This window comes from Nocardioides exalbidus (genome assembly GCF_900105585.1).
Taxonomy (GTDB): Bacteria; Actinomycetota; Actinomycetes; order Propionibacteriales; family Nocardioidaceae; genus Nocardioides; species Nocardioides exalbidus.
This window is the reverse complement of record NZ_FNRT01000002.1, coordinates 3422093-3442151: the sequence shown is the minus strand read 5'-3', so window position 1 is coordinate 3442151 and position 20059 is coordinate 3422093. Positions and strand designations below refer to the sequence as shown.

The 20059-nt window shown below is 72.0% G+C and carries 11 protein-coding genes; 5 read left to right on the top strand and 6 right to left on the bottom strand.

Features of this window, described 5'->3' with window-relative positions; all coding sequences use genetic code 11:
- The first annotated feature begins 7 nt into the window (after positions 1-7).
- On the top strand, positions 8-895 hold the full coding sequence (locus BLV76_RS16795; RefSeq protein WP_090970462.1) for an NAD-dependent epimerase/dehydratase family protein: 888 nt from the start codon (positions 8-10) through the stop codon (positions 893-895).
- Here the strand turns inward: BLV76_RS16795 and BLV76_RS16790 are convergent.
- Positions 885-1970 (bottom strand): SDR family oxidoreductase, encoded by a 1086-nt coding sequence (locus BLV76_RS16790; RefSeq protein ID WP_217630370.1) that lies wholly within the window; start codon positions 1968-1970, stop codon positions 885-887. The genes BLV76_RS16795 and BLV76_RS16790 overlap by 11 nt on opposite strands.
- A gap of 136 nt (positions 1971-2106) precedes the next feature.
- On the opposite strand from BLV76_RS16790, the gene BLV76_RS16785 reads away from it, so the two are divergent.
- Positions 2107-4509, top strand: coding sequence for an FdhF/YdeP family oxidoreductase (locus BLV76_RS16785; RefSeq protein WP_175539502.1), 2403 nt, complete (start codon positions 2107-2109; stop codon positions 4507-4509).
- Between the two features lie 7 nt (positions 4510-4516).
- Here BLV76_RS16785 and BLV76_RS16780 read toward each other — a convergent pair whose 3' ends face one another.
- Both BLV76_RS16780 and BLV76_RS16775 read right to left on the bottom strand, forming a co-directional pair.
- Positions 4517-6244, bottom strand: a complete 1728-nt coding sequence (locus tag BLV76_RS16780) for a DEAD/DEAH box helicase (protein WP_090970457.1) — start codon at positions 6242-6244, stop codon at positions 4517-4519.
- A gap of 9 nt (positions 6245-6253) precedes the next feature.
- Positions 6254-6826 (bottom strand): TerD family protein, encoded by a 573-nt coding sequence (locus tag BLV76_RS16775; RefSeq protein ID WP_175539713.1) that lies wholly within the window; start codon positions 6824-6826, stop codon positions 6254-6256.
- An 84-nt stretch (positions 6827-6910) separates the two neighbouring features.
- Here BLV76_RS16775 and BLV76_RS16770 point away from each other — a divergent pair, with 84 nt between their 5' ends.
- Together BLV76_RS16770 and BLV76_RS16765 are read left to right on the top strand one after the other, a co-directional pair.
- Positions 6911-11464 carry an ATP-dependent helicase gene (locus tag BLV76_RS16770; protein WP_090970455.1) on the top strand — a complete coding sequence of 1518 codons (4554 nt, stop codon included), beginning with the start codon at positions 6911-6913 and terminating at the stop codon, positions 11462-11464.
- Positions 11457-12248: a DNA-formamidopyrimidine glycosylase family protein gene (locus BLV76_RS16765; RefSeq protein WP_090970454.1), complete on the top strand. Its 792-nt coding sequence runs from the start codon at positions 11457-11459 to the stop codon at positions 12246-12248. Before BLV76_RS16770 ends, BLV76_RS16765 begins: the two co-directional genes overlap by 8 nt.
- A gap of 7 nt (positions 12249-12255) precedes the next feature.
- On the opposite strand, the gene BLV76_RS16760 is transcribed toward BLV76_RS16765, so the two are convergent.
- Both BLV76_RS16760 and BLV76_RS16755 read right to left on the bottom strand, forming a co-directional pair.
- Positions 12256-12582 carry a helix-turn-helix domain-containing protein gene (locus tag BLV76_RS16760; RefSeq protein ID WP_090970452.1) on the bottom strand — a complete coding sequence of 109 codons (327 nt, stop codon included), beginning with the start codon at positions 12580-12582 and terminating at the stop codon, positions 12256-12258.
- Between the two features lie 83 nt (positions 12583-12665).
- On the bottom strand, positions 12666-13157 hold the full coding sequence (locus BLV76_RS16755) for a CinA family protein (protein ID WP_245734712.1): 492 nt from the start codon (positions 13155-13157) through the stop codon (positions 12666-12668).
- An 18-nt stretch (positions 13158-13175) separates the two neighbouring features.
- Between BLV76_RS16755 and BLV76_RS16750 the strand changes: the two genes are divergently transcribed.
- Positions 13176-14954, top strand: a complete 1779-nt coding sequence (locus tag BLV76_RS16750; RefSeq protein WP_090970450.1) for a glycoside hydrolase family 15 protein — start codon at positions 13176-13178, stop codon at positions 14952-14954.
- Positions 14955-15004: 50 nt separating this feature from the next.
- Here the strand turns inward: BLV76_RS16750 and BLV76_RS16745 are convergent, their stop codons facing one another.
- Positions 15005-19897 carry an ExeM/NucH family extracellular endonuclease gene (locus BLV76_RS16745; protein ID WP_090970448.1) on the bottom strand — a complete coding sequence of 1631 codons (4893 nt, stop codon included), beginning with the start codon at positions 19895-19897 and terminating at the stop codon, positions 15005-15007.
- Positions 19898-20059: the final 162 nt, after the last annotated feature.

Here is a 20059-nt window from a genome sequence, read left to right as displayed (position 1 = left end):
AGAGAGCATGCGCATCTTCTTCACCGGCGGCAGCGGCAAGGCCGGCCGACACGTCGCCCCCTACCTCGCCGAGCAGGGCCACCAGGTCACCAACGCCGACCTCGTCCCCCTCGACCACGCGGACGTGGCGGACCTGCGGGTCGACCTCACCGACCCGGGCGAGGTCTACTCCGCACTGGCCGGGCTGGCGACCTTCGAGGAGCTGGACCTCCCGGAGAAGCCGTCCTACGACGCGGTCGTGCACTTCGCCGCGATCCCGGCGATCCTCAAGCAGGCGGACGCCGCGACGTACGCCACGAACGTCCTCAGCACCTACCACGTGCTCGAGGCCGCGACCCGCCTCGGCATCCCCAAGGTCATCTTCGCCTCCTCCGAGACCACCTACGGCGTGTGCTTCGCGCAGGGCGAGCGCAAGCCCCTCTACGTGCCCGTCGACGAGGAGCACCCGACGGTCCCCGAGGACTCCTACGCCATGTCGAAGGTCGCCGGCGAGGTGACGGCGCGCTCCTTCCACGCCCGCACCGGCGCCGACATCTACGGCCTGCGGATCAACAACGTCATCGAGCCCCACGAGTACGCCGAGATGTTCCCGGCGTTCCTCGCCGACCCGTCCCTGCGGCGCCGCAACATCTTCGCCTACATCGACGTCCGCGACCTGGGCCAGATGGTCCAGCGCTGCCTCGAGACCGACGGCCTGGGCTACGAGGTCTTCAACGTCGCCAACGCCGACATGTCGGTCTCGGCCTCGACGTCGGAGGTCATCGAGAGGTTCTACGACGGCGTCGAGGTGCGCCGCGAGATGGGACCGGACGAGACCTTCTACGCCATCGACAAGGCGCGCCGGCTCGTGGGCTTCGAGCCGCAGCACTCGTGGCGCGACGAGCTCACGGGATGATGCGGGCGTCGCGGTAGCGCTCGGCGTAGTCGAAGAACGCTGCCCGGGTGTCGCGGGTCGCGGAGAATCCCGCGGTGCGGCTCTTGTTCATGTCGGTGACGACCTCCATCTCGCGCCCGAGGTCGGCGTCGGAGTGCCACCACGACGCCACGCGCGACAGGTCCGCCTCGACGAGGCCGTGGTCGGCGGCCAGGCGGCGCCACACCGGCTCCAGGCCGGCCATCGACTCCTCCAGCGTGCGCGGTGCGTCGGCGTACCCCTCCCACTCCAGGTCGAACCACGCCGCGACCTGAGGCCAGAGCCAGCGCCACCGGAAGACGTCGCCGTTGGCGGTGTTGAACGCCTCGTCCTGGCCGGCGGGCGTGGTGGCCGCCCACGTCATCTGCTGGGCGAGGAGGTCGGCGTCGGTGACGTCGGTGAGGCCGTTCCACTGCTGCTCGGAGCCGGGGAAGACGAACGGCCGGCCCGTCTCGCGGCACAGCGAGGCGTAGGCGCACAGCGTGGCGACCATGTTCATCGCGTTGCCGGTGGCGAAGCCGAAGACCGTGTGGGAGCGGTGGACGCTCCAGGTGAACCCGTCGCGCTCGGCGGCGGCGAACAGCTCGTCCTCCTGCGCGTAGTAGAAGTTCGGGTAGGGCAGCCGCGGCTCGTCCTCGTGGAAGGGCGTGTCGGGCATCTCACCCTTGCCGTAGGCCTCGAACGGGCCGAAGCAGTGCTTGAGACCCGTCATCAGGGCGACGTGCCGCACCGAGCCGCCGGGCGACAGCGCCGCCAGGAGGTCACGCACGGCGCCACCGTTGACCCGGATGTTCTCCGCCTCGGTCTCCATCCGGGTCCAGGCGGTGATCGCCACGAATTCCGGACGCAGGTCGGCCAGCGCCTCCGCGAGCCCGTCGGCGTCGCCGAGGTCTGCCTGGACCGGGCGTATGTCGGGGTGCGGCGAGGTGCCGCTGCGGGACAGGCCGTAGGTCTCCCAGCCCTTCTCGACGAGGCGGCGCGCGACCGCCTGCCCGACGATCCCGGTGGCTCCCACGACCAGTGCGCGGCGCTGCGGGGTGATGGGTGACTCGGACAACGGGACGTCCTCTCGGTGGCGGGCGGCCGCCGTGCGACGGCCGTTCCACCAACCTACGGAGCGCCGCCGCACGAGGGTCCGACAGGACACCCCTCCGAACCTGCCGCCCCGCCCACGGGAGGCGCACTCTGGAGGTGTGACCCTCCTCGACGCGCTCCGTGACGTGCCCACCCGCCTGCGCAACGCAGCTCGACAGGTGCCGACCGACGACATCGACGAGCGTGACCTCGACATCGACTCCTCGGCGCACGCCGCCGCAGGCGCGACGGCCGTGACCGTGGCACTGCGCCGGGCGGTCGGCCAGATGGGCGTACGCCGCACCGGCAGCGCGCTGCTCCGGCTCAACCAGGTCGACGGATTCGACTGCCAGGGGTGCGCCTGGCCCGACCCGGCGCCCGGCCACCGGCACACGGCCGAGTTCTGCGAGAACGGCGCCAAGGCGGTCGCCGAGGAGGCGACCAAGGAGCTGCTCGACCGCGAGTTCTTCGCGACCCACTCCGTGGCCGACCTGTCCGACCGGTCGGAGTTCTGGCTCGGCAAGCAGGGTCGGATCACCGAGCCGATGGTGCTGCGGCCCGGGGCGACCCACTACACGCCGATCTCGTGGGACGACGCGTTCGCCACGATGGCCGGTCACCTCACCGGGCTGGCCAGCCCGGACGAGGCGGTCTTCTACACCTCCGGCAAGGCCTCCAACGAGGCCGCCTTCACCTTCCAGCTCTTCGCCCGCGAGCTCGGCACCAACAACCTGCCGGACTGCTCGAACATGTGCCACGAGTCGTCGGGCTCGGCCCTGACCGAGACCATCGGCATCGGCAAGGGCTCGGTCAGCCTCGACGACGTCCACCGCGCCAAGCTGATTGTCGTCGTCGGGCAGAACCCCGGCACCAACCACCCGCGCATGCTGTCCGCGCTGGAGGAGGCCAAGGCCAACGGAGCCAGGATCATCTCGGTCAACCCGCTCGAGGAGGCCGGACTCGTCCGCTTCAAGAACCCCCAGCACGCCAAGGGGCTCACCGTCGGCACGGCCCTGGCCGACCTCCACCTGCCCGTCAGGCTCAACGGTGACCTCGCACTCTTCCAGGCGATCGGGCACCTGCTGGTCGAGTGGGACGCGCTCGACCACGACTTCCTCTCGCGCTACACCACCGGCTTCACCGAGTACGTCGCCCACGTCGCCGACCTCGACTGGGACAAGGTCGAGGCGTCGACCGGGCTCTCTCGCGAGCAGGTCACCGAGGCGGCCCGGATGTTCGCCGACTCCCCCGCGACCGTGACGTGCTGGGCGATGGGCATCACCCAGCACCACAACGCCGTGGCCACGATCAAGGAGATCGTCAACGTGGCGCTGCTCCGCGGCGACATCGGCAAGCCCGGGGCCGGCCTGTGCCCGGTGCGCGGGCACTCCAACGTGCAGGGCGACCGGACCATGGGCATCTGGGAGCGCGTGCCGGACCACTTCCTCGACGCGATCCGCGACGAGTTCGGCTTCGAGCCACCCCGCGAGCACGGCTACGACACCGTCAACGCCATCCGCGCGCTGCGCGACGGCAAGGTGAAGGTCTTCATGGCGCTCGGCGGCAACTTCGTCGGCGCCACGCCCGACACCGACGCCACCGAGGCGGCGATGCGCCAGGCCGACCTGACCGTGCACGTGTCCACCAAGCTCAACCGGTCGCACGTCGTCCACGGCCGCGAGGCGCTCATCCTCCCCGCGCTCGGACGCAGCGAGAAGGACCTGACCGGCGGCATCGTCCAGCGGGTCACCGTCGAGGACTCGATGTCGGCGGTGCACGCCTCGCACGGCCCCCTGGAGCCCGCGTCCCCGCACCTCAGGTCGGAGGTCGACATCATCTGCTCGCTGGCCCTCGCCACGCTCCCCGATTCGACGGTCCCGTGGGCCGCCATGCGTGCCGACTACCGGGAGATCCGCCGCAGGATCGCCCGCGTCGTCCCCGGCTGTGCGTCGTACGACGACAAGGTCGAGCAGCCCGGCGGTTTCGTGCTGCCCCACCCGCCCCGCGACAACCGGATCTTCGAGACCGACAGCGGCCGGGCCGTCATCACGTCCACCCCGCTAGAGGTGCTCGACGTGCCTCCCGGGCGCCTGCTCCTGCAGACCCTGCGCTCGCACGACCAGTTCAACACCACGATCTACGGCCTCGACGACCGCTACCGCGGCGTCAAGGGCGGCCGCCGCGTCGTCTTCGTGCACCCGGCCGACATCGACGAGCTCGGGTTCCGCGACGGTGACCAGATCGACCTCGTCAGCGAGTGGGAGGACGATGTCTCGCGGATCGCCCGGGACTTCCGGATCGTCTCCTACGACCAGCCCCGCGGCTGCGCGGCGGCCTACTACCCCGAGGCCAACCCGCTCGTGCCGCTCGACTCCACCGCCGACAAGAGCAACCAGCCGGTCTACAAGTCACTCGTGGTCCGCCTGGAGCGTCCCGGCACCGCGACGGGTGGTGACGGTGGCGGGTCCGCGGACCAGGGCTCCGGGTCGTCGCGCACGGACACGCCGCACCACATGGCGTAGTCCCGCGTCAGGCGCCGTCCTCGGTCAGGGTCGTGACCGGCAGCCAGTCGGCACCGAGGAGCTGAGCGACGTCGGCCAGCCCGCTCGTGTCGCCGCCGACGGTGTCGGAGGCCGCGGCGATCCGTTCCACCATCACCTTGCCGACCTGCTCCTCGACGGTGCCCTCGGCGTAAGCGATGTGCCAGGGCGACACCTGGTGGTCCCGGTGGGTGCGGCCGGTGACCTGCCGTCCCGCGATGCCCGAGAAGCGGGCCTGGTGGAAGACCCCGACCCGGGGTTCGGTGCTGGCGACGCGGCCGTCGGCGAGGGTCTCGCCGGCGTGCAGGCTGATCGAGGCGACCGTGGTGAAGACGCAGACCTTCGCCTGTCCGGTCTGGAACCGGAGCCGCTCGGCCTCGGGGTCGAAGCGGTCCCGGCCGTAGATCGTGGCGACCTCGATCCCGGAGTCGCGCAGCCGGTCGGCGATGGGGTCGGCGGCGGTCGCGACGAACTCGACCGAGCAGGCCACCTGCCGCTCGGCCTCGACCTGCTGGGCGATCCACGCGACCGTCGAGTCGACGCGGATCAGCCCGGCCTTCTGCCGGAAGCGCAGGAGCGCCGCCCGGCCCTTCGCGGTGTTGCGACCGCGCCGGGCGAGGTCCATCTCGCGGCAGAACTCGCCCCACTCGGCGTCGTACGCCGTCCGCTCCGCGGGTGTGAGCTCCACCGGCATCCCCGAGAGCGGCACCGGCCCCCACGGCGCCGCGCGGTGCAGCATGGCCGGCGGTCGCTCGTCGTCGAGCCAGCCCCGGACGAGCTCGAGGTCGGCGGCGCGCCGGGCCGGGTCGGTGGTCCAGCTCGCGCCGTAGCGGCCCCGCTCCACGCCCACGCCGTGGCGCTCGAGCGCGGTGGCGAACGACTCCCCCGGGCTCGACGCGGAGGTCCACTCCCGCATCGGCTCGCCCAGCGCCTGCGCGTAGGCCGGGGCGAGGTACGGCAGCTCGAGCGGGGTGTGCCCCGGTGTCGCCGTCGTCGCGATGACGAACGGCGCCTGGTCGTGCGGGCGGCCGTGCCCGGAGATCCTCGCCCAGTGCTTCCACCGCTTGGTCGTCGTACGACGCAGGGCGTGCGCCTCGTCGGCGATGATCACGTCCCACGTGTGGTCCGCGACCTTCTCCAGCCGGTCCCACGTGATCACGACCCACTCGAGGCCGCCGTGCCCGAGCGCCGCGATCGTGCGGCACCAGTGGCCGATCGTGATTGCGGCCGGCCGGTCGGCCACGACGAGGACCCGGCGCGCTCCGCGCAGGTCGCCCACGGCTGTCGCGCCCAGGACCGCGGAGATCGTCTTGCCGACGCCGGGCTCGTCGGCCAGCAGGAACTGCCGCCCGCCGGCCCCCGCGTGCGCCGCGATCGCGTCGGCGGCCTCGAACTGGAGCCGCCGCGGCTCGAGGGCGTCGGTCGGCTCGGGGTCGGGCGTGGGGTCGTCGGGGTTGAGGGTGTTCTCGACGAAGCGCCCGAGCGTGAACGGACCCGGGGAGTACGGCGCGAGGTGCTCCGGCAGCCTGCGTCCGACGTGCAGGTGCGTCCTGACCGCCGGGTGCCAGGTCGCGCCGTCGACCTGGGTGCCGTAGGGCACGTCGAGCACCCACAGCCTCTCCCCCGGGCCGGTGACCGGCAGGGCCCGCGGCTGCCTGCCTCCGCGGCGCGCCGACGACGTACGTCGACGCGTCCCGGATCGTCGAGTGCTGGCCACCGGGGAACGCTAGCCTCGGACGAAGGGCAGCAGTGCTTCCAGGTCGTCCGTGGGCGTCTTGAGGGCGATGCCGGTCCCGACGGCACCGAGCTTCCAGCCATCGCCGTCGCGGAACAACCTCGCCATGACGAGCCCGGTCTCCCGCACGCCGAGCGTGAGGGTGAAGCGCGCGAGCTCGGTGCCGTCGTCGTCGAGGACCCGGCAGTAGGCGTTGCGGATGAACTCCAGGGAGTGCCCCTGGTAGCTGCTGACCAGGAAGAGGATCGACTCGACCTTGGCGTAGACGCGGCTCAGGTCCACGGTGATCACCTCGTCGTCGCCCTCGCCCTTCCCGGTGGTGTTGTCGCCGAGGTGGACCACCGAGCCGTCGCGGGTCTCGAGGTGGTTGAAGAAGGCGAGGTCGAAGAACTGTCCGCCGGCGAACTGGATCGCCGACGCGTCGAGGTCGATCGGCGCTGCGCCGCTCCCGATGAACCCGGCCGTCGGGGCGTGGTCCCAGCCGACGGCCATCTGCACCCTGGTCAGGGTCTTCCCACCCTCGGCGGTGAGGGCGAGCTCCTGGCCCTCGGTCAGCTCGATCACGGGTTGCTCCTCGGGTAGGCGTCTCCTCCGAACGTACAGGCGACCCGGCGTCCGCTGTCGTACGCCAGTGGCAGACTCCAGAGCATGACCGCACTCGACCGCTTCAGCGCACCGACGCGCGCGTGGTTCGAGGCGTCGTTCGCGGGTCCGACCCCGGCCCAGGAGGGCGCCTGGACCAGCATCGCCGAGGGTCGGCACGCGCTCGTCGTGGCACCGACCGGCAGCGGCAAGACGCTGAGCGCGTTCCTCCACGCGATCGACCGGCTGATGACCAGCGAGCGGCCCGACGACAAGTCGAAGCGGACCCGTGTCCTCTACATCTCCCCGCTCAAGGCGCTCGGCGTCGACGTCGAGCGCAACCTCAGGGCCCCGTTGACCGGGATCCGCAACACGGCGGAGCGGCTCGAGGCGACGGTCCCCGACGTGACCGTCGGCCTGCGCTCCGGCGACACCAGCCCGGCCGATCGGCGCAAGCTCGGCTCGGCGCCGCCCGACATCCTCATCACGACGCCCGAGTCGCTGTTCCTCATGCTGACCAGCCAGGCGCGCGAGACGCTGCGCGGTGTCGACACGATCATCATCGACGAGGTGCACGCCGTCGCCGGCACCAAGCGCGGCGCCCACCTCGGCATCAGCCTCGAGCGCCTCGACGCCCTGCTCGACAAGCCCGCCCAGCGCATCGGGCTCAGCGCGACGGTCCGCCCGCTCGAGGAGGTCGCGCGCTTCCTCGGCGGCACCCAGCCGGTCGAGATCGTCGCCCCGCCCAGCACCAAGGAGTGGGACCTCAAGGTCGTCGTGCCGGTCGAGGACATGACGATGCCGGAGGAGTACGACGAGGAGGCGGGCGACCCGGGCCGCTCCCAGAGCATCTGGCCCCACGTCGAGGAGCACGTGGTCGACCTCGTCGAGCAGCACCGCTCGACCATCGTCTTCGCCAACTCCCGCCGGCTCGCCGAGCGGCTGACCGCCCGGCTCAACGAGATCGCCGCCGAGCGGGCCGGTGTCGAGCCGGAGGACCCCCTGGCCGGGAAGCAGCCCGCCCAGGTCATGGCCCAGTCCGGCCAGAGCAGCGGCGCCGAGGGCATCATCGCCAAGGCCCACCACGGCTCGGTGTCCAAGGAGCAGCGGGCGATCATCGAGGACGACCTCAAGCGCGGCCGGCTCCCCTGCGTCGTCGCGACCAGCAGCCTCGAGCTCGGCATCGACATGGGCTCGGTCGACCTCGTCATCCAGATCGAGTCGCCACCCAGCGTCGCCAGCGCCCTCCAGCGCGTCGGTCGCGCCGGCCACCAGGTCGGCGAGACCAGCAGGGGCGTGCTGTTCCCCAAGCACCGCGGCGACCTCGCGCAGACGGCGGTCGCGGTCGAGCGGATGCGCAGCGGTGCGATCGAGAAGATGGCGATCCCGGCCAACCCTCTCGACGTCCTCGCCCAGCAGGTGGTCGCCATGCTCGCGATGGACGAATGGCAGGTCGACGAGATGTTCGCGCTGATGACGCGCGCCGCGTCCTACACCCAGCTCCCCCGCTCCGCCTACGACGCGACCCTCGACCTCCTCAGCGGCCGCTACCCCAGCGACGAGTTCGCCGAGCTGCGTCCCCGCATCGTCTGGGACCGCGTCACCGGCGCACTGAGCGGACGGCCGGGCGCCCAGCGCCTCGCCGTCACCAGCGGCGGCACGATCCCCGACCGCGGGCTGTTCGGGGTCTTCCTGGTCGGCGAGAAGGCCTCTCGGGTCGGCGAGCTCGACGAGGAGATGGTCTACGAGTCGCGCGTCGGCGACGTCTTCGCCCTGGGCGCGACCAGCTGGCGGATCGAGGACATCACCCACGACCGCGTGCTGGTGACACCTGCGCCCGGCATCCCGGGCAGGTTGCCGTTCTGGAAGGGCGACGCCCTCGGCCGGCCCGCCGAGCTCGGCGCCGCCGTCGGCGCCTTCACCCGCGAGCTCGCCGCCAAGCCCCACGCCAAGGCGGTCGCCCACGTCCGCGAGCGCGGTCTCGACGACTACGCGGCCAACAACCTCGTCACCTACCTCGGCGAGCAGCGCGAGGCCACGCAGGTCGTCCCGAGCGACACCCAGATCGTGGTCGAGCGCTTCCGCGACGAGCTCGGCGACTGGCGCCTGGTCGTCCACTCGCCCTACGGCACCCCCGTGCACGCACCCTGGGCGCTCGCGATCAACGCCCGGCTGCGCGAGCGCTTCGACGTCGACGGCCAGGCGGTGGCCTCCGACGACGGCATCGTGATCCGGATCCCCGACACCGACGCCGAGCCCCCGACGGGCGAGGTCATCGTCTTCGAGCCCGAGGAGATCGACCAGATCGTCACCCAGGAGGTCGGCGGCTCGGCGTTGTTCGCCAGCCGGTTCCGCGAGTGTGCCGCTCGCGCCCTCCTGCTGCCCCGTCGCGACCCCGGCCGGCGCAGCCCGCTGTGGCAGCAGCGCCAGCGCAGCGCCCAGCTCCTCGAGGTGGCGTCGCAATACCCTGCGTTCCCGATCGTCCTCGAGGCCGTGCGCGAGTGCCTCCAGGACGTCTACGACCTGCCGGCGCTCGTCGCGCTGCTCGGCCGGGTGCAGCGCCGCGAGATCACCGTCGTCGACGTCGCGACGACCCAGCCCAGCCCCTTCGCGCGCAGCCTGCTCTTCGGCTACGTCGCCCAGTTCGTCTACGAGGGCGACTCCCCCATCGCCGAGCGCCGTGCGGCCGCGCTGTCCCTCGACCAGGGCCTGCTCGCCGAGCTGCTCGGCCGCGCCGAGCTCCGCGAGCTGCTCGATCCCGAGGTCCTCACCGAGGTCGAGGCCGAGCTCCAGTGGCTCGCCGACGACCGGCGCGCCCGCGACGCCGAGGCCGTCGCCGACCTGCTCCGGCTCGTCGGCCCGCTGTCGACCGAGGAGATCCGCGCGCGGTCCGTCGACGGGGCCGACGTCGAGGGCTGGCTCGCCTCGCTGTCCGACGTCCGCCGCGTCGTCGAGGTCCGCATGGCCGGCCAGGACCGGTGGACGGCCATCGAGGACATCGGCCGGCTGCGGGACGGGCTCGGCGTCCCGGTCCCGGTCGGCACGCCCGACGCCTTTCTCCAGCTGCCCGAGGACCCGCTCGGCGACCTCGTGTCGCGCTACGCCCGCAGCCACGGCCCGTTCACCACGACCGAGGTCGCCGCGCGGCTCGGCCTCGGCGAGGCCGTCGCCCGCCAGACCCTCCAGCGGCTCGCGCACCGCGGTCGCGTGCTCGACGGCGAGTTCCGGCCCTCCGGCTCCGGGAGCGAGTGGTGCGACGCCGAGGTCCTCCGCAAGCTGCGCAGACGCTCGCTCGCCCGGCTGCGGCAGGAGATCGAGCCGGTCAGCCACGACGCGGTCGCCCGCTTCCTCCCCAGCTGGCAGAAGGTCGGCGGCCAGCTCCGCGGGCTCGACGGCGTGGTCGCCGCGATCGACCAGCTCGCCGGCTGCCCGGTCCCGGCCAGCGCCCTCGAGCCGCTCGTCCTGGCGGCTCGCGTTCGCGACTACGAGCCCTCGATGCTCGACGAGCTCACCGCCTCCGGCGAGGTCATCTGGGCCGGCCACTCCCCGCTGCCCGGCAGCGACGGGTGGGTCAGCCTCCACCTCGCCGACCAGGCGCACCTCACGCTGCCCGAGATCGAGTCGCCCGAGGAGCCGGACGGCCTCCAGCGAGCCGTCCTCGACGCGCTCGACCCGGGCGGCGCCTGGTTCTTCCGCCAGCTCTCCGACCGCGTCGGCGCGACGAGCGACGCCGAGCTGAGCACGGCCCTGTGGGAGCTGGTCTGGAGCGGCCGGGTCACCAACGACACGCTCGCCCCGCTGCGCAACCTCGTGCGCAGCGGCACCCCGTCCCACCGCACCCGCCGCACGCCGCCACGGCTCGGCAGGACGACCACCGGGCGGGGCGGTGCCTCGCGGGGGGGCCGGATGCCCGCCCGCACCGGCCCGCCCGAGACGGCCGGCCGGTGGGCCCTCCTGCCCGAGCGCGACGGCGACCCGACGCGGCGTGCGCACGCACGCGCCGAGCACCTCCTCGAGCGGCACGGCGTGGTGACCCGGGGAGCGGTGATGAGCGAGCGGGTGGTCGGGGGCTTCGCCGGCGTCTACAAGGTGCTGAGCGCCTTCGAGGACACGGGCCGCTGCCGCCGCGGCTACTTCATCGAGGGACTCGGCGCGGCGCAGTTCGGCAGCGCGGGGGCGATCGACCGGCTGCGGACGTTCTCCGAGCCCGAGAGCCGGAAGTCCGGTGCCAAGCCGGCCGTCGTCGCGCTCGCCGCGACCGACCCGGCCAACGTCTTCGGCGCCGCCCTGCCCTGGCCCGAGCCGGTCGATCCCGAGCGGGCCGGCCACCGACCGGGCCGCAAGGCGGGCGCCCTGGTCGTGACGGTCGACGGCGAGCTGACCGTCTACGTCGAGCGGGGCGGGAAGACGCTGCTGACCTGGAGCGAGGACACCGAGCTCCTCACCCCGGCGATGACCGCGCTCGCCGAGTCGGCACGTCGGGGAGCACTGGGCCGGTTGACCGTCGAGAAGGCCGACGGCCAGCAGCTCATCGGCAACGGCGGCGAGACACCGATCCGGCTCGCGCTGTCGGCCGCCGGGTTCGTCGCGACCCCGAAGGGACTGAGGCTCCGTGCCTGAGGGTGACACCGTCTACCGTGCGGCCGCGAAGCTCGACCGAGCGTTGACCGGGCACCGGCTGACGGTGACCGACTTCCGGGTGCCGGCCTTCGCCACCGTCGACCTCCGCGAGGGCGAGGTCATCCGCACGCTGTCGCGCGGCAAGCACCTGCTCACCCGCATCGACCACCAGCGCGCCTGGACGCTCCACACCCACCTCAAGATGGAGGGGTCGTGGCACGTCTACCCCGACGGTGAGAAGTGGCGCCGGCCGAACGACCAGGTCCGCATTGTGCTCGGCATCGAGGGTCGCAACGCGGTCGGCTTCCAGCTCGGCATCGTCGAGCTCGTGCCGCGTGAGGCGGAGGCCGACCTGACCTCCCACCTCGGTCCCGACCTGCTCGGTCCCGACTGGGACGAGGAGCGGGCGGTCGCCAACCTCCGCAGCGAGCCGGGTCGCCCGGTCGCGCAGGCCCTCCTCGACCAGCGCAACCTCGCCGGCATCGGCAACATGTACATGGCCGAGCTGTGCTTCACCATGGGCGTCAACCCGGCCAACGCCGTGTCCACCGTCGACCAGCTGCCTCGCCTCGTGCGGCGTGGCAGGCAGATGCTCGAGGTCAACAAGGAGCGCGCGATCCAGACCACGACGGGCGACCTGCGCGAGCGGGAGCGGTTGTGGGTCTACCGGCGCGACAAGTCGCCCTGTCGCCGGTGCCGGACACCGATCGCGGTGACGATGCTCGGCGAGCCGGGGCGGGAGCGGGCGACCTACTGGTGCCCGAGCTGCCAGCCGGAGAAGTAGCGGCGGGTCAGGCAGCGGAGGCGACGACGTCGCCGGCCGTCGCGATGGGGGTCGTGATCGGTGCGGGCTTGATCGTCGGCACGGCCAGGCCGAGCGCGACCTCCTCGAGGGCCACCGCGTCGGCGACCTCGCGCAGGACGTCGGACAACGGCAGGTCCATCGCCTGGCACAGCGACGCGAGCAGCTCGGAGGACGCCTCCTTCTGCCCGCGCTCGATCTCGGAGATGTAGCCCAGGCTCACCCGCGCCTCGGCGGAGAGCTCGCGAAGGGTCATCCCGCGCTGCATCCGCGCGCCGCGCAGCACCTCGCCGAGCAGTCGTCGGAAGAGCACCATGCGCGAGTCCTTCTGTTCGATGTCGGATGAGTCGAGGGGAAGTCGTCTGGCCCAACGCTACCCGAGGGCCCATTCTTCCCGGGTCACAACCTCGGATCCGGGGCGAGCACGTCCCCCAGGACCGACAGCACCTCCGCGCACGTCGCCTCACGGATCGCCCGGCGATCACCGGCCAGGGCCAGCAGCCGGGTCTCCACGGAGCCCGGCCCGGCGACGGCGACCCACACGGTCCCCACGGGCTTGCCGTCCTGCGGGTCCGGCCCGGCGACCCCGGTCGTGGCCAGGCCCCACGTCGCGTCGAGACGACGGCACACGCCCGTGGCCATGGCGGCGGCGCACTCCTCGGAGACCACCCCGTGGGCGTCGACGACCTCTGCCGGCACGTCGAGCGCGGAGATCTTCACCCGGGTGGCGTAGGAGACCACGCCTCCGACGAAGCTGCGCGAGGCGCCCGGCACGTCGGTCAGCATCGACGCCAGCAGGCCCCCGGTCAGCGACTCGGCGGTCGCGACCGTCTCGCCGCGCCGGGCCAGCTCGTCCAGGATCTCGGGCAGCATCAGCTCGGGCAACCGCATGTCCGCGACACTAGCGACATGGCACTCCCCATCGAGGACTACGCCCTGATCGGTGACCGCGGCACGGCCGCGCTGGTCGGGAAGGACGGATCGATCGACTGGCTGTGCTTGCCGCGCTTCGACTCCCCGGCCTGCTTCGCCGCCCTGCTCGGCACCGAGGACAACGGCCGGTGGCTGCTCGCGCCGGCCGACGAGGTCGTCTCGACCAGCCGGAGGTACGTCGACGGCACGGCGATCCTGGAGACCACCTTCACCACCGCCGACGGCGAGCTGGTGCTGCTCGACGTGATGCCGGTCGGCGACGACCGCGCGGACGTCGTACGCCGCGTCACGTGCACCCGGGGTCGGGTGCTGGTCCGCCACGACTGGGTCGTGCGCACCGACTACGGTCGCGTGCGGCCGTGGGTCACGCGCGAGCACGCGCACGGCAACGAGGTCGTGATCGCGGTCGCCGGCCCCGACAAGCTGGTGCTGCGCGGACCCCGGCTGCCGGAAGGACACCGCGGCCACCACCGCGACGAGTTCGAGATGCGCGAGGGTGAGGAAGCGACGTTCTCCACGACCTGGGTGCGGTCGTGGCGCGACGTGCCGAAGCCGCTGGGCTTCGACGAGCGCATCGAGGCGACCAGCGACCAGCAGCGCGAGTGGTCGGCGCGCTCGCCCAGCGACGTGCCGCACGCCGACCTGGTGCGGCGCAGCCTGCTCACCCTGATGCTGATGACGCATGCCGACACCGGCGGCATCGTCGCGGCGCCGACGACCTCGCTGCCGGAGGACTTCGGTGGCGAGCGCAACTGGGACTACCGGTTCTGCTGGCTGCGCGACGCCGCGCTGACGCTGGAGTCGCTGCTCGGGGCCGGCTACGCCGACGAGGCGCTGGAGTGGCGGCACTGGCTCCTGCGCGCGGTGGCGGGCGACCCGGCAGACCTGCAGATCATGTACGCCGTGGACGGCGGTCGCGACCTGCCCGAGCGCGAGCTCGACCACCTCGCCGGCTACGCCGACAGCCGCCCCGTACGGATCGGCAACGGTGCGGTCACGCAGCGGCAGAACGACGTCCTCGGCGAGGTGATGATCGCCCTCGAGCTGGCGCGTGAGGCCGGGCTCCACGAGACCCGCAACTCGTGGGCGCTGCAGCGCGCGCTGGTCGACGAGCTGGCCGACCACTGGGACGAGCCCGACAACGGCCTGTGGGAGATCCGCGGTCCGCAGCGTCACTTCACCCACTCACGGGTCATGGTGTGGGTCGCCTTCGACCGCGCCGTGCGGGCGGTCGAGGAGCACGGCCTCGAGGGTCCGGTCGAGCGCTGGCGCGACCTGCGTGACCGGGTGCGCGAGGAGGTCCTCGACAAGGGCTGGGACGCCGAGCGGGGCACCTTCACCCAGCACTACGACACGCGGGAGGTCGACGCCTCGCTGCTCAACATCCCGCTGGTCGGCTTCCTCCCCGGCGACGACCCCCGCGTGCTCGGCACGATCGACGCGATCACCGAGGACCTGATGCGCAACGGCCTGCTGGTGCGCTACCGCACGCAGACCGGGGTCGACGGCCTGGAGGGTGGCGAGCACCCGTTCCTGGCGTGCTCGTTCTGGCTGGTCTCCGCCCTCGCGAGCGCCGGGCGCCGCGACGAGGCCGAGTCGCTGATGGAGCGGGTGTGCGGCCTGGCCAACGACGTGGGCCTGCTCGCCGAGGAGTACGACACGACGTACGACGACGGGCGGGGCCGGATGGCCGGCAACTTCCCGCAGGCGTTCAGCCACCTCGCCCTCGTGCAGGCGGCCCTCGCCCTGCGGTAGCAGGACGAGGGCCGCGAGCCCTGCCGGTGCGCGGACCGGCAGCGGGTGGGTCAGCGCGTGATGCGCAGCTTCACCACGGTCCTCTCGGCGGCGACGTCACCGTTGCCCCGGTAGCGGACGACGATCTTCTTGGTGCCAGGGTTCGCGAAGGCCGGCAGCTTGATGATCGCCACGCCCTTCTTGTTCACCTTCACCTTGACGACCTTCTTGGTGCCCTTCACCTTGGCGGTGACGGTGCCCTTCGGGCTCGCACCATCGGCCTTCACCTTCACCTTGAACCGGACCTTCTCGCCGACCTTGCCCTGGGTGTTGAAGGACTTGATCGTCGCCTCGGCCTTCTCCTCCGGGGACGGCGTCGGCTCCGGGTTCGGGGTCGGGGTCGGCGTCGGGTTCGGCGTCGGGTTCGGGTTCGGCGTCGGGTTGGGGGTCGGGTTGGGGGTCGGGTTGGGGGTCGGGTCGGTGGTCGGCGGGGTGGTCGTGCCCGCCTTCACCGGGAGCGTGACCCGCGTCCTCGACGGAGCGGCGACGAGCTCGACCGTGGCACCCGTGGGCGTCCCGGCCGGGACCGTCAGGTTGATCGACGCGACGCCGGACGTCACCGGGAACTCGCCGATCACCGTGCGCGTCGTGCCGTTCACCAGGGTCGCGGTGACCTTGGTGGTGGCGGGGCTGCCCTGCGAGGTCAGGTCCAGCGTGGTGCCGGTGATCGGCGCCACGGTGTCACCGGTCGCCGTCCCGAGCCGGAACGTCGCGGCCTGGCCGGCGGTCAGCTCGGTCGGCAGGCTCGTGGCGAAGACCTGCTGGCGCGCGAAGTCGGGCGACAGCGGCTTGTTCGCCGCGAGGTAGTCCCGCCAGAGCTGGCCGTCGAGCACACCGGTGTCGACGGACCTGCCCTGCGTGAACGCACGGAAGTTGTCTCCGCCGGCCGCCAGGAAGGACAGCGTCGAGACCGTGTAGGTCCTGGCCGGGTCGAGCAGCACGCCGTTGATGCGGACAGACGTGATCCGCTCGCCCGCGGGCTTCGACTTGTCCGCCGTCACCTCGACGTTGTCGGACAGGGCGAGCTGGAGGTAGGGCCGGCTCGGGGCAGGCCCGCTGAGCACGGTCTGCCACTGCTGCTCGAGGACGGCCTTCAGGGTCGCACCCGACATCTCCACGATCGCGACCGTGTTGTTGAACGGCAGGACCGCGTTCGCCTCGGCGTAGGTCACCACGCCGTCGACGTTGGCCGCGTTGGAGCTGGTGTCGCCCTTGTAGAGCAGCTCGGCGCGCAGGCCACCCGGATTGGTGATGCCCAGGTCCGGCTTGGCGAACTTCGCCGCGCCGTCGCGGAGGGCGTTGGCCACCAGGTCGCCGAGGGTGGACTCCGAGGCCCGGTCGTCGCGCGTGCCACCGGTGTAGCCACCGGCGCCCTGCGTGCCGCCCGTGTGGGCGGTCGTGATGTCACCGGTGATCCGGCCGATCTCCTGGTTGCCCACGACCGCCGCCTTCGCCAGGGCAGCGTCGACGATGGTCTTGACCTGCGAGACCGCGCCGAGCTCCAGGTTCGCCTCGGCCGCGCGGGCCACGTTCTTCTGCGTGTGCGAGGTGACCTTGCCGGTCGCCGGGTCGAAGGTCAGGACGATCTGACCCACGAACTCGCCGTAGCTGCCGGTCTGGAGGACCGGACGCGTGGTGCCTGCAGGGGCACCGGGCACCGGGGCGTCCCAGGCGTACTGCTTGTGCGTGTGGCCGGTGAAGATGGCGTCCACCTCGGCGGACGTCTTGGTCACGATGTCGGTGAAGGCGCCCGGCTGTGCGAGCTCCTGCTCCAGGGTCGCGCCCTCAGGGGTGCCGGCACCGGCACCCTCGTGGTACTCGGCGACGATGATGTCGGCCTCGCCGTTGGCCCCGCTGCCGTCACTGAGCTGCTCGGCGACACGGTTGACCGCGGCGACCGGGTCACCGAACGTCACGTCGGCCACACCGGCCGGCGACACGAGCGAGGGGGTCTCCGACGTCACGACGCCGATGACACCGACGGTGACACCGCCGACCTCGTAGGTCTGGTACTCCCGCAGGGCCGGGGTCGTGGTGCCCTTGCGGTAGACGTTGGCACCGAGGTAGTCCCAGCTCGCAGCAGGCTCGACGCGGCCGGTCAGGTCGGCGAAGCCCTGGTCGAGCTCGTGGTTGCCCACGGCAGAGGCCTCGAGGCCGAGGACGTTGAGGACGTCGATGGTCGGCTGGTCCTTGTCGAGCGACGAGGCGAACAGCGACGCCCCGATGTTGTCACCGGCGGAGAGGAACAGGGTGCGGGCGTTCTGGGCCCGCAGCTGCTCGACCGTGGTGGCGAACCTGGTCGTGTTGGCGTCGATCCGACCGTGGAAGTCGTTGATGTTCAGCAGCTGGACGTCGACCGGCCCGGTGGGCGCCGCGCTGGTGGACAGGCCGACCTTGATCGGGTCGTGGTCCGAGGCACGGAACTGGTCGGGCTCGTAGAAGTCGGTGACGTTGTAGTTGTAGCGGCTGTACTCGAACGCGATGGCCTCACCGGAGTTGATGTTCCAGATGTCCGAGCCGGTCACCATCTCCACGCCCGCCGGGTTGGCGAGCACGTGGTCGAGCGAGCCGGACTGGCCGCTGAACGAGTAGGTGTACTCGCCCTCGGGGGCGAGGCTCTCGTAGTCGTCGCCGTAGAGGACCTGCATCGGGTCCTCCATGGAGTAGGAGTTGAAGTCACCCGTCAGGAAGATCGCACCGTTGCCGCCGAGGTCGTCGGAGAACGCCGTCGCGAAGTCGGACAGCGCGCCCGCCTGCGCGATGCGGTCGGGGTTCGAGAGACCTTGGCCCGTGCCGTCGTCGGTGCCGGAGCCCTTCGACTTGAAGTGGTTGACGACGACGGTGAAGGCCTCCGAGCTCGGGGCGCCCGCCTCCTTGAAGCCCTGGGCGAGGGGTTGGCGCGCGTTGTTGAACGCGGCGTTGCCGACCAGCACCTTCGAGCCACCGACCATGGCGACCTCGGCGGGCTGGTAGATGAACGCGTTGCGGATGACGTCCTGGGCGCCGACGGCCGGGAGCCCGGACGCGTCGGGCGACGGCACGAGGGCCCACCTGGTGGAGCTGGCCGCCTGGTTGAGCGCGGCGACGAGCGTCGAGAGCGCCTGGTCGCGGTTCTTGCCGAACTTGACCGAGTTCTCGATCTCCTCGAGCGAGACGACCGAGGCGTCGAGCTTGTTGATGGCCGCGACGATCTTGGCCTGCTGGCGCTGGAGGTTCACGTCGTTCGCCGCACCGCGCGGACCGGTGTCACCACAGGAGTTCGCGGTGATCGGGTTGCCGGCGCGGTCGTTGTACGTCGACGTGCAGCCCGCGAGCGCAGCGGTCTGGGTGAAGTAGTTGAGCACGTTGAACGACGACAGCGAGATGTCGCCGCCGACCTCGGCTGGGGTGGCCTCGGCGAGCCGCGTGTTCTGGAAGGTCGCGGTGCTCGCGCCGGCGCCGGTGACCTGCTGGCGCGGCTGGAACTTCCAGAGGTTGTTGCGGTACTCGAGGATCACACCCCCGTTGCCCAGCGTCGCCCTGGCGCCCACCCGGACGGGGTTCGCCTTCGACAGCCACGGCAACGCGATGGCCTTGGTGGTGGCGCTGCCCAGGAAGTTGGTCGACGCGCCGTCGTCGAGGACTACGCCGCGCGCGAAGTTGTCCGCGTTGGCGCGTGCGATCGCCGCGGCGTCCTGCGCGTCGGCGACCTCGGTCGGCGTGAGCAGCGGGCTGTCGCCCGTCGCGAGGCCGATCTCGGCGTACTGGTTGGTCGAGTAGGTGTTGCTGACCGTGAAGGTGTCGGTCGGCGCGAGGAGCATGCCCTCCTGCGCCTCACGACCGGCCTCGGTCGTGGGGTAGGCGATCGCCAACGGGGTGACCGGCGCCAGAGCGGTCGAGAGCTCGCTGATGCCACCCGAGGCGGGGGTGATCTGCGTGGTGCCGTTGAACTCCGACACGGGCCCCGTGACCTTGACCGAGTCGCCGATCTCGAGGCCCTGCGGGTTCGTGAAGCCGGTCCCGCCGTAGACGAAGATCGCGTCCGAGGCGCCGGGGGTGGCGTCGGTCGTGCCGCCGGTGCCGGCCGTCTGGACGTACATGCCGTTGTAGCCGCCGGTGGCGTACATCGCGGTGACGACGCCCTCGACCGTGACGGTCTGGCCGACCATCGGGCTCGTCGCGGTGTCGGTGCCCTGGACGGCCGCGATCGCGACGGGCGTGCCGGGCTCGGGCTGCGGGTCGGGGTCGGGGGTCGTGCCACCGCCGCCGGACGGCGTCGGTGACGGCGCGGCGGTCGTGAAGTCCGCGGAGTTGCTGTCGGAGTCGGCACCGGTGGCGTTCCGGTTGAGGGACACCGTCGTCGACGCCGAGCCTGCCGCAGCCGTCTCGAAGGTGTTCGATCCCGAGGCACCAACCATGTCGACGACGCCGGCGTTCGCGCCGGTGGTCCCCGCGACGTTGCCGGACACCGTCAGGGCCGACGCGCTGGTCTGGAGCAGGACCTGGCCACCGGCGGCAGCCATGGTGAAGGCGGGGTTGGCCGTCTGGTCCGGCGCCGGGAGCGCGGAGCCGTTGGCGCCGGTGGCGGACATCTGGACGAGCCAGGTGCCGTTGGCGGGGACCGTTCCGGCGAGGGCGAACGGCGTACCACCGGAGCCCCCACCCGCGGAGCGGTAGGAGAGGTAGAGACCGGACAGGGACAGCGGAGCGCCGGTCGGGTTCTTGAGCTCGACGTAGTCGGCGTTGTAGAGCGCACCGTTGTTGCCACCGGCGCCGTAGACCTCGTTGATCACGAGGGCCGTGCCCGCGGGGTTGGCCGAGGCCGGCGCGACGGCGCCGACGGCCAACGCCAGCGAGCTGGCGAGGAGGGTGATGCCCGTGGCAGCCGCAAGGGGCCGGCGCAGGGGCGAGGGACGAGAAGGCATGAAGGAATGACCCCCAAGGGAGGAGTGGAATGGACCCGAGAGGTCCCCGGTCGGGGGCCGGGCCCAGTCATTCGCGACGACGTGTCCCCCCGGTGAACGGTCGTTGTCCCGTCGCTGACGCCGGCGCGGCACCACGTCCACAATCGGGGCTGGATACAGCCG

What these genes read in the sequence shown, in the direction of transcription:
- BLV76_RS16760 (WP_090970452.1), bottom strand. Translation starts at nt 12,582, where the DNA reads ATGGTGCTCTTCCGACGACTGCTCGGCGAGGTGCTGCGCGGCGCGCGG.
- BLV76_RS16750 (WP_090970450.1), top strand. Translation starts at nt 13,176, where the DNA reads ATGGCACTCCCCATCGAGGACTACGCCCTGATCGGTGACCGCGGCACG.
- BLV76_RS16795 (WP_090970462.1), top strand. Translation starts at nt 8, where the DNA reads ATGCGCATCTTCTTCACCGGCGGCAGCGGCAAGGCCGGCCGACACGTC.
- BLV76_RS16745 (WP_090970448.1), bottom strand. Translation starts at nt 19,897, where the DNA reads ATGCCTTCTCGTCCCTCGCCCCTGCGCCGGCCCCTTGCGGCTGCCACG.
- BLV76_RS16755 (WP_245734712.1), bottom strand. Translation starts at nt 13,157, where the DNA reads ATGCGGTTGCCCGAGCTGATGCTGCCCGAGATCCTGGACGAGCTGGCC.
- BLV76_RS16770 (WP_090970455.1), top strand. Translation starts at nt 6,911, where the DNA reads ATGACCGCACTCGACCGCTTCAGCGCACCGACGCGCGCGTGGTTCGAG.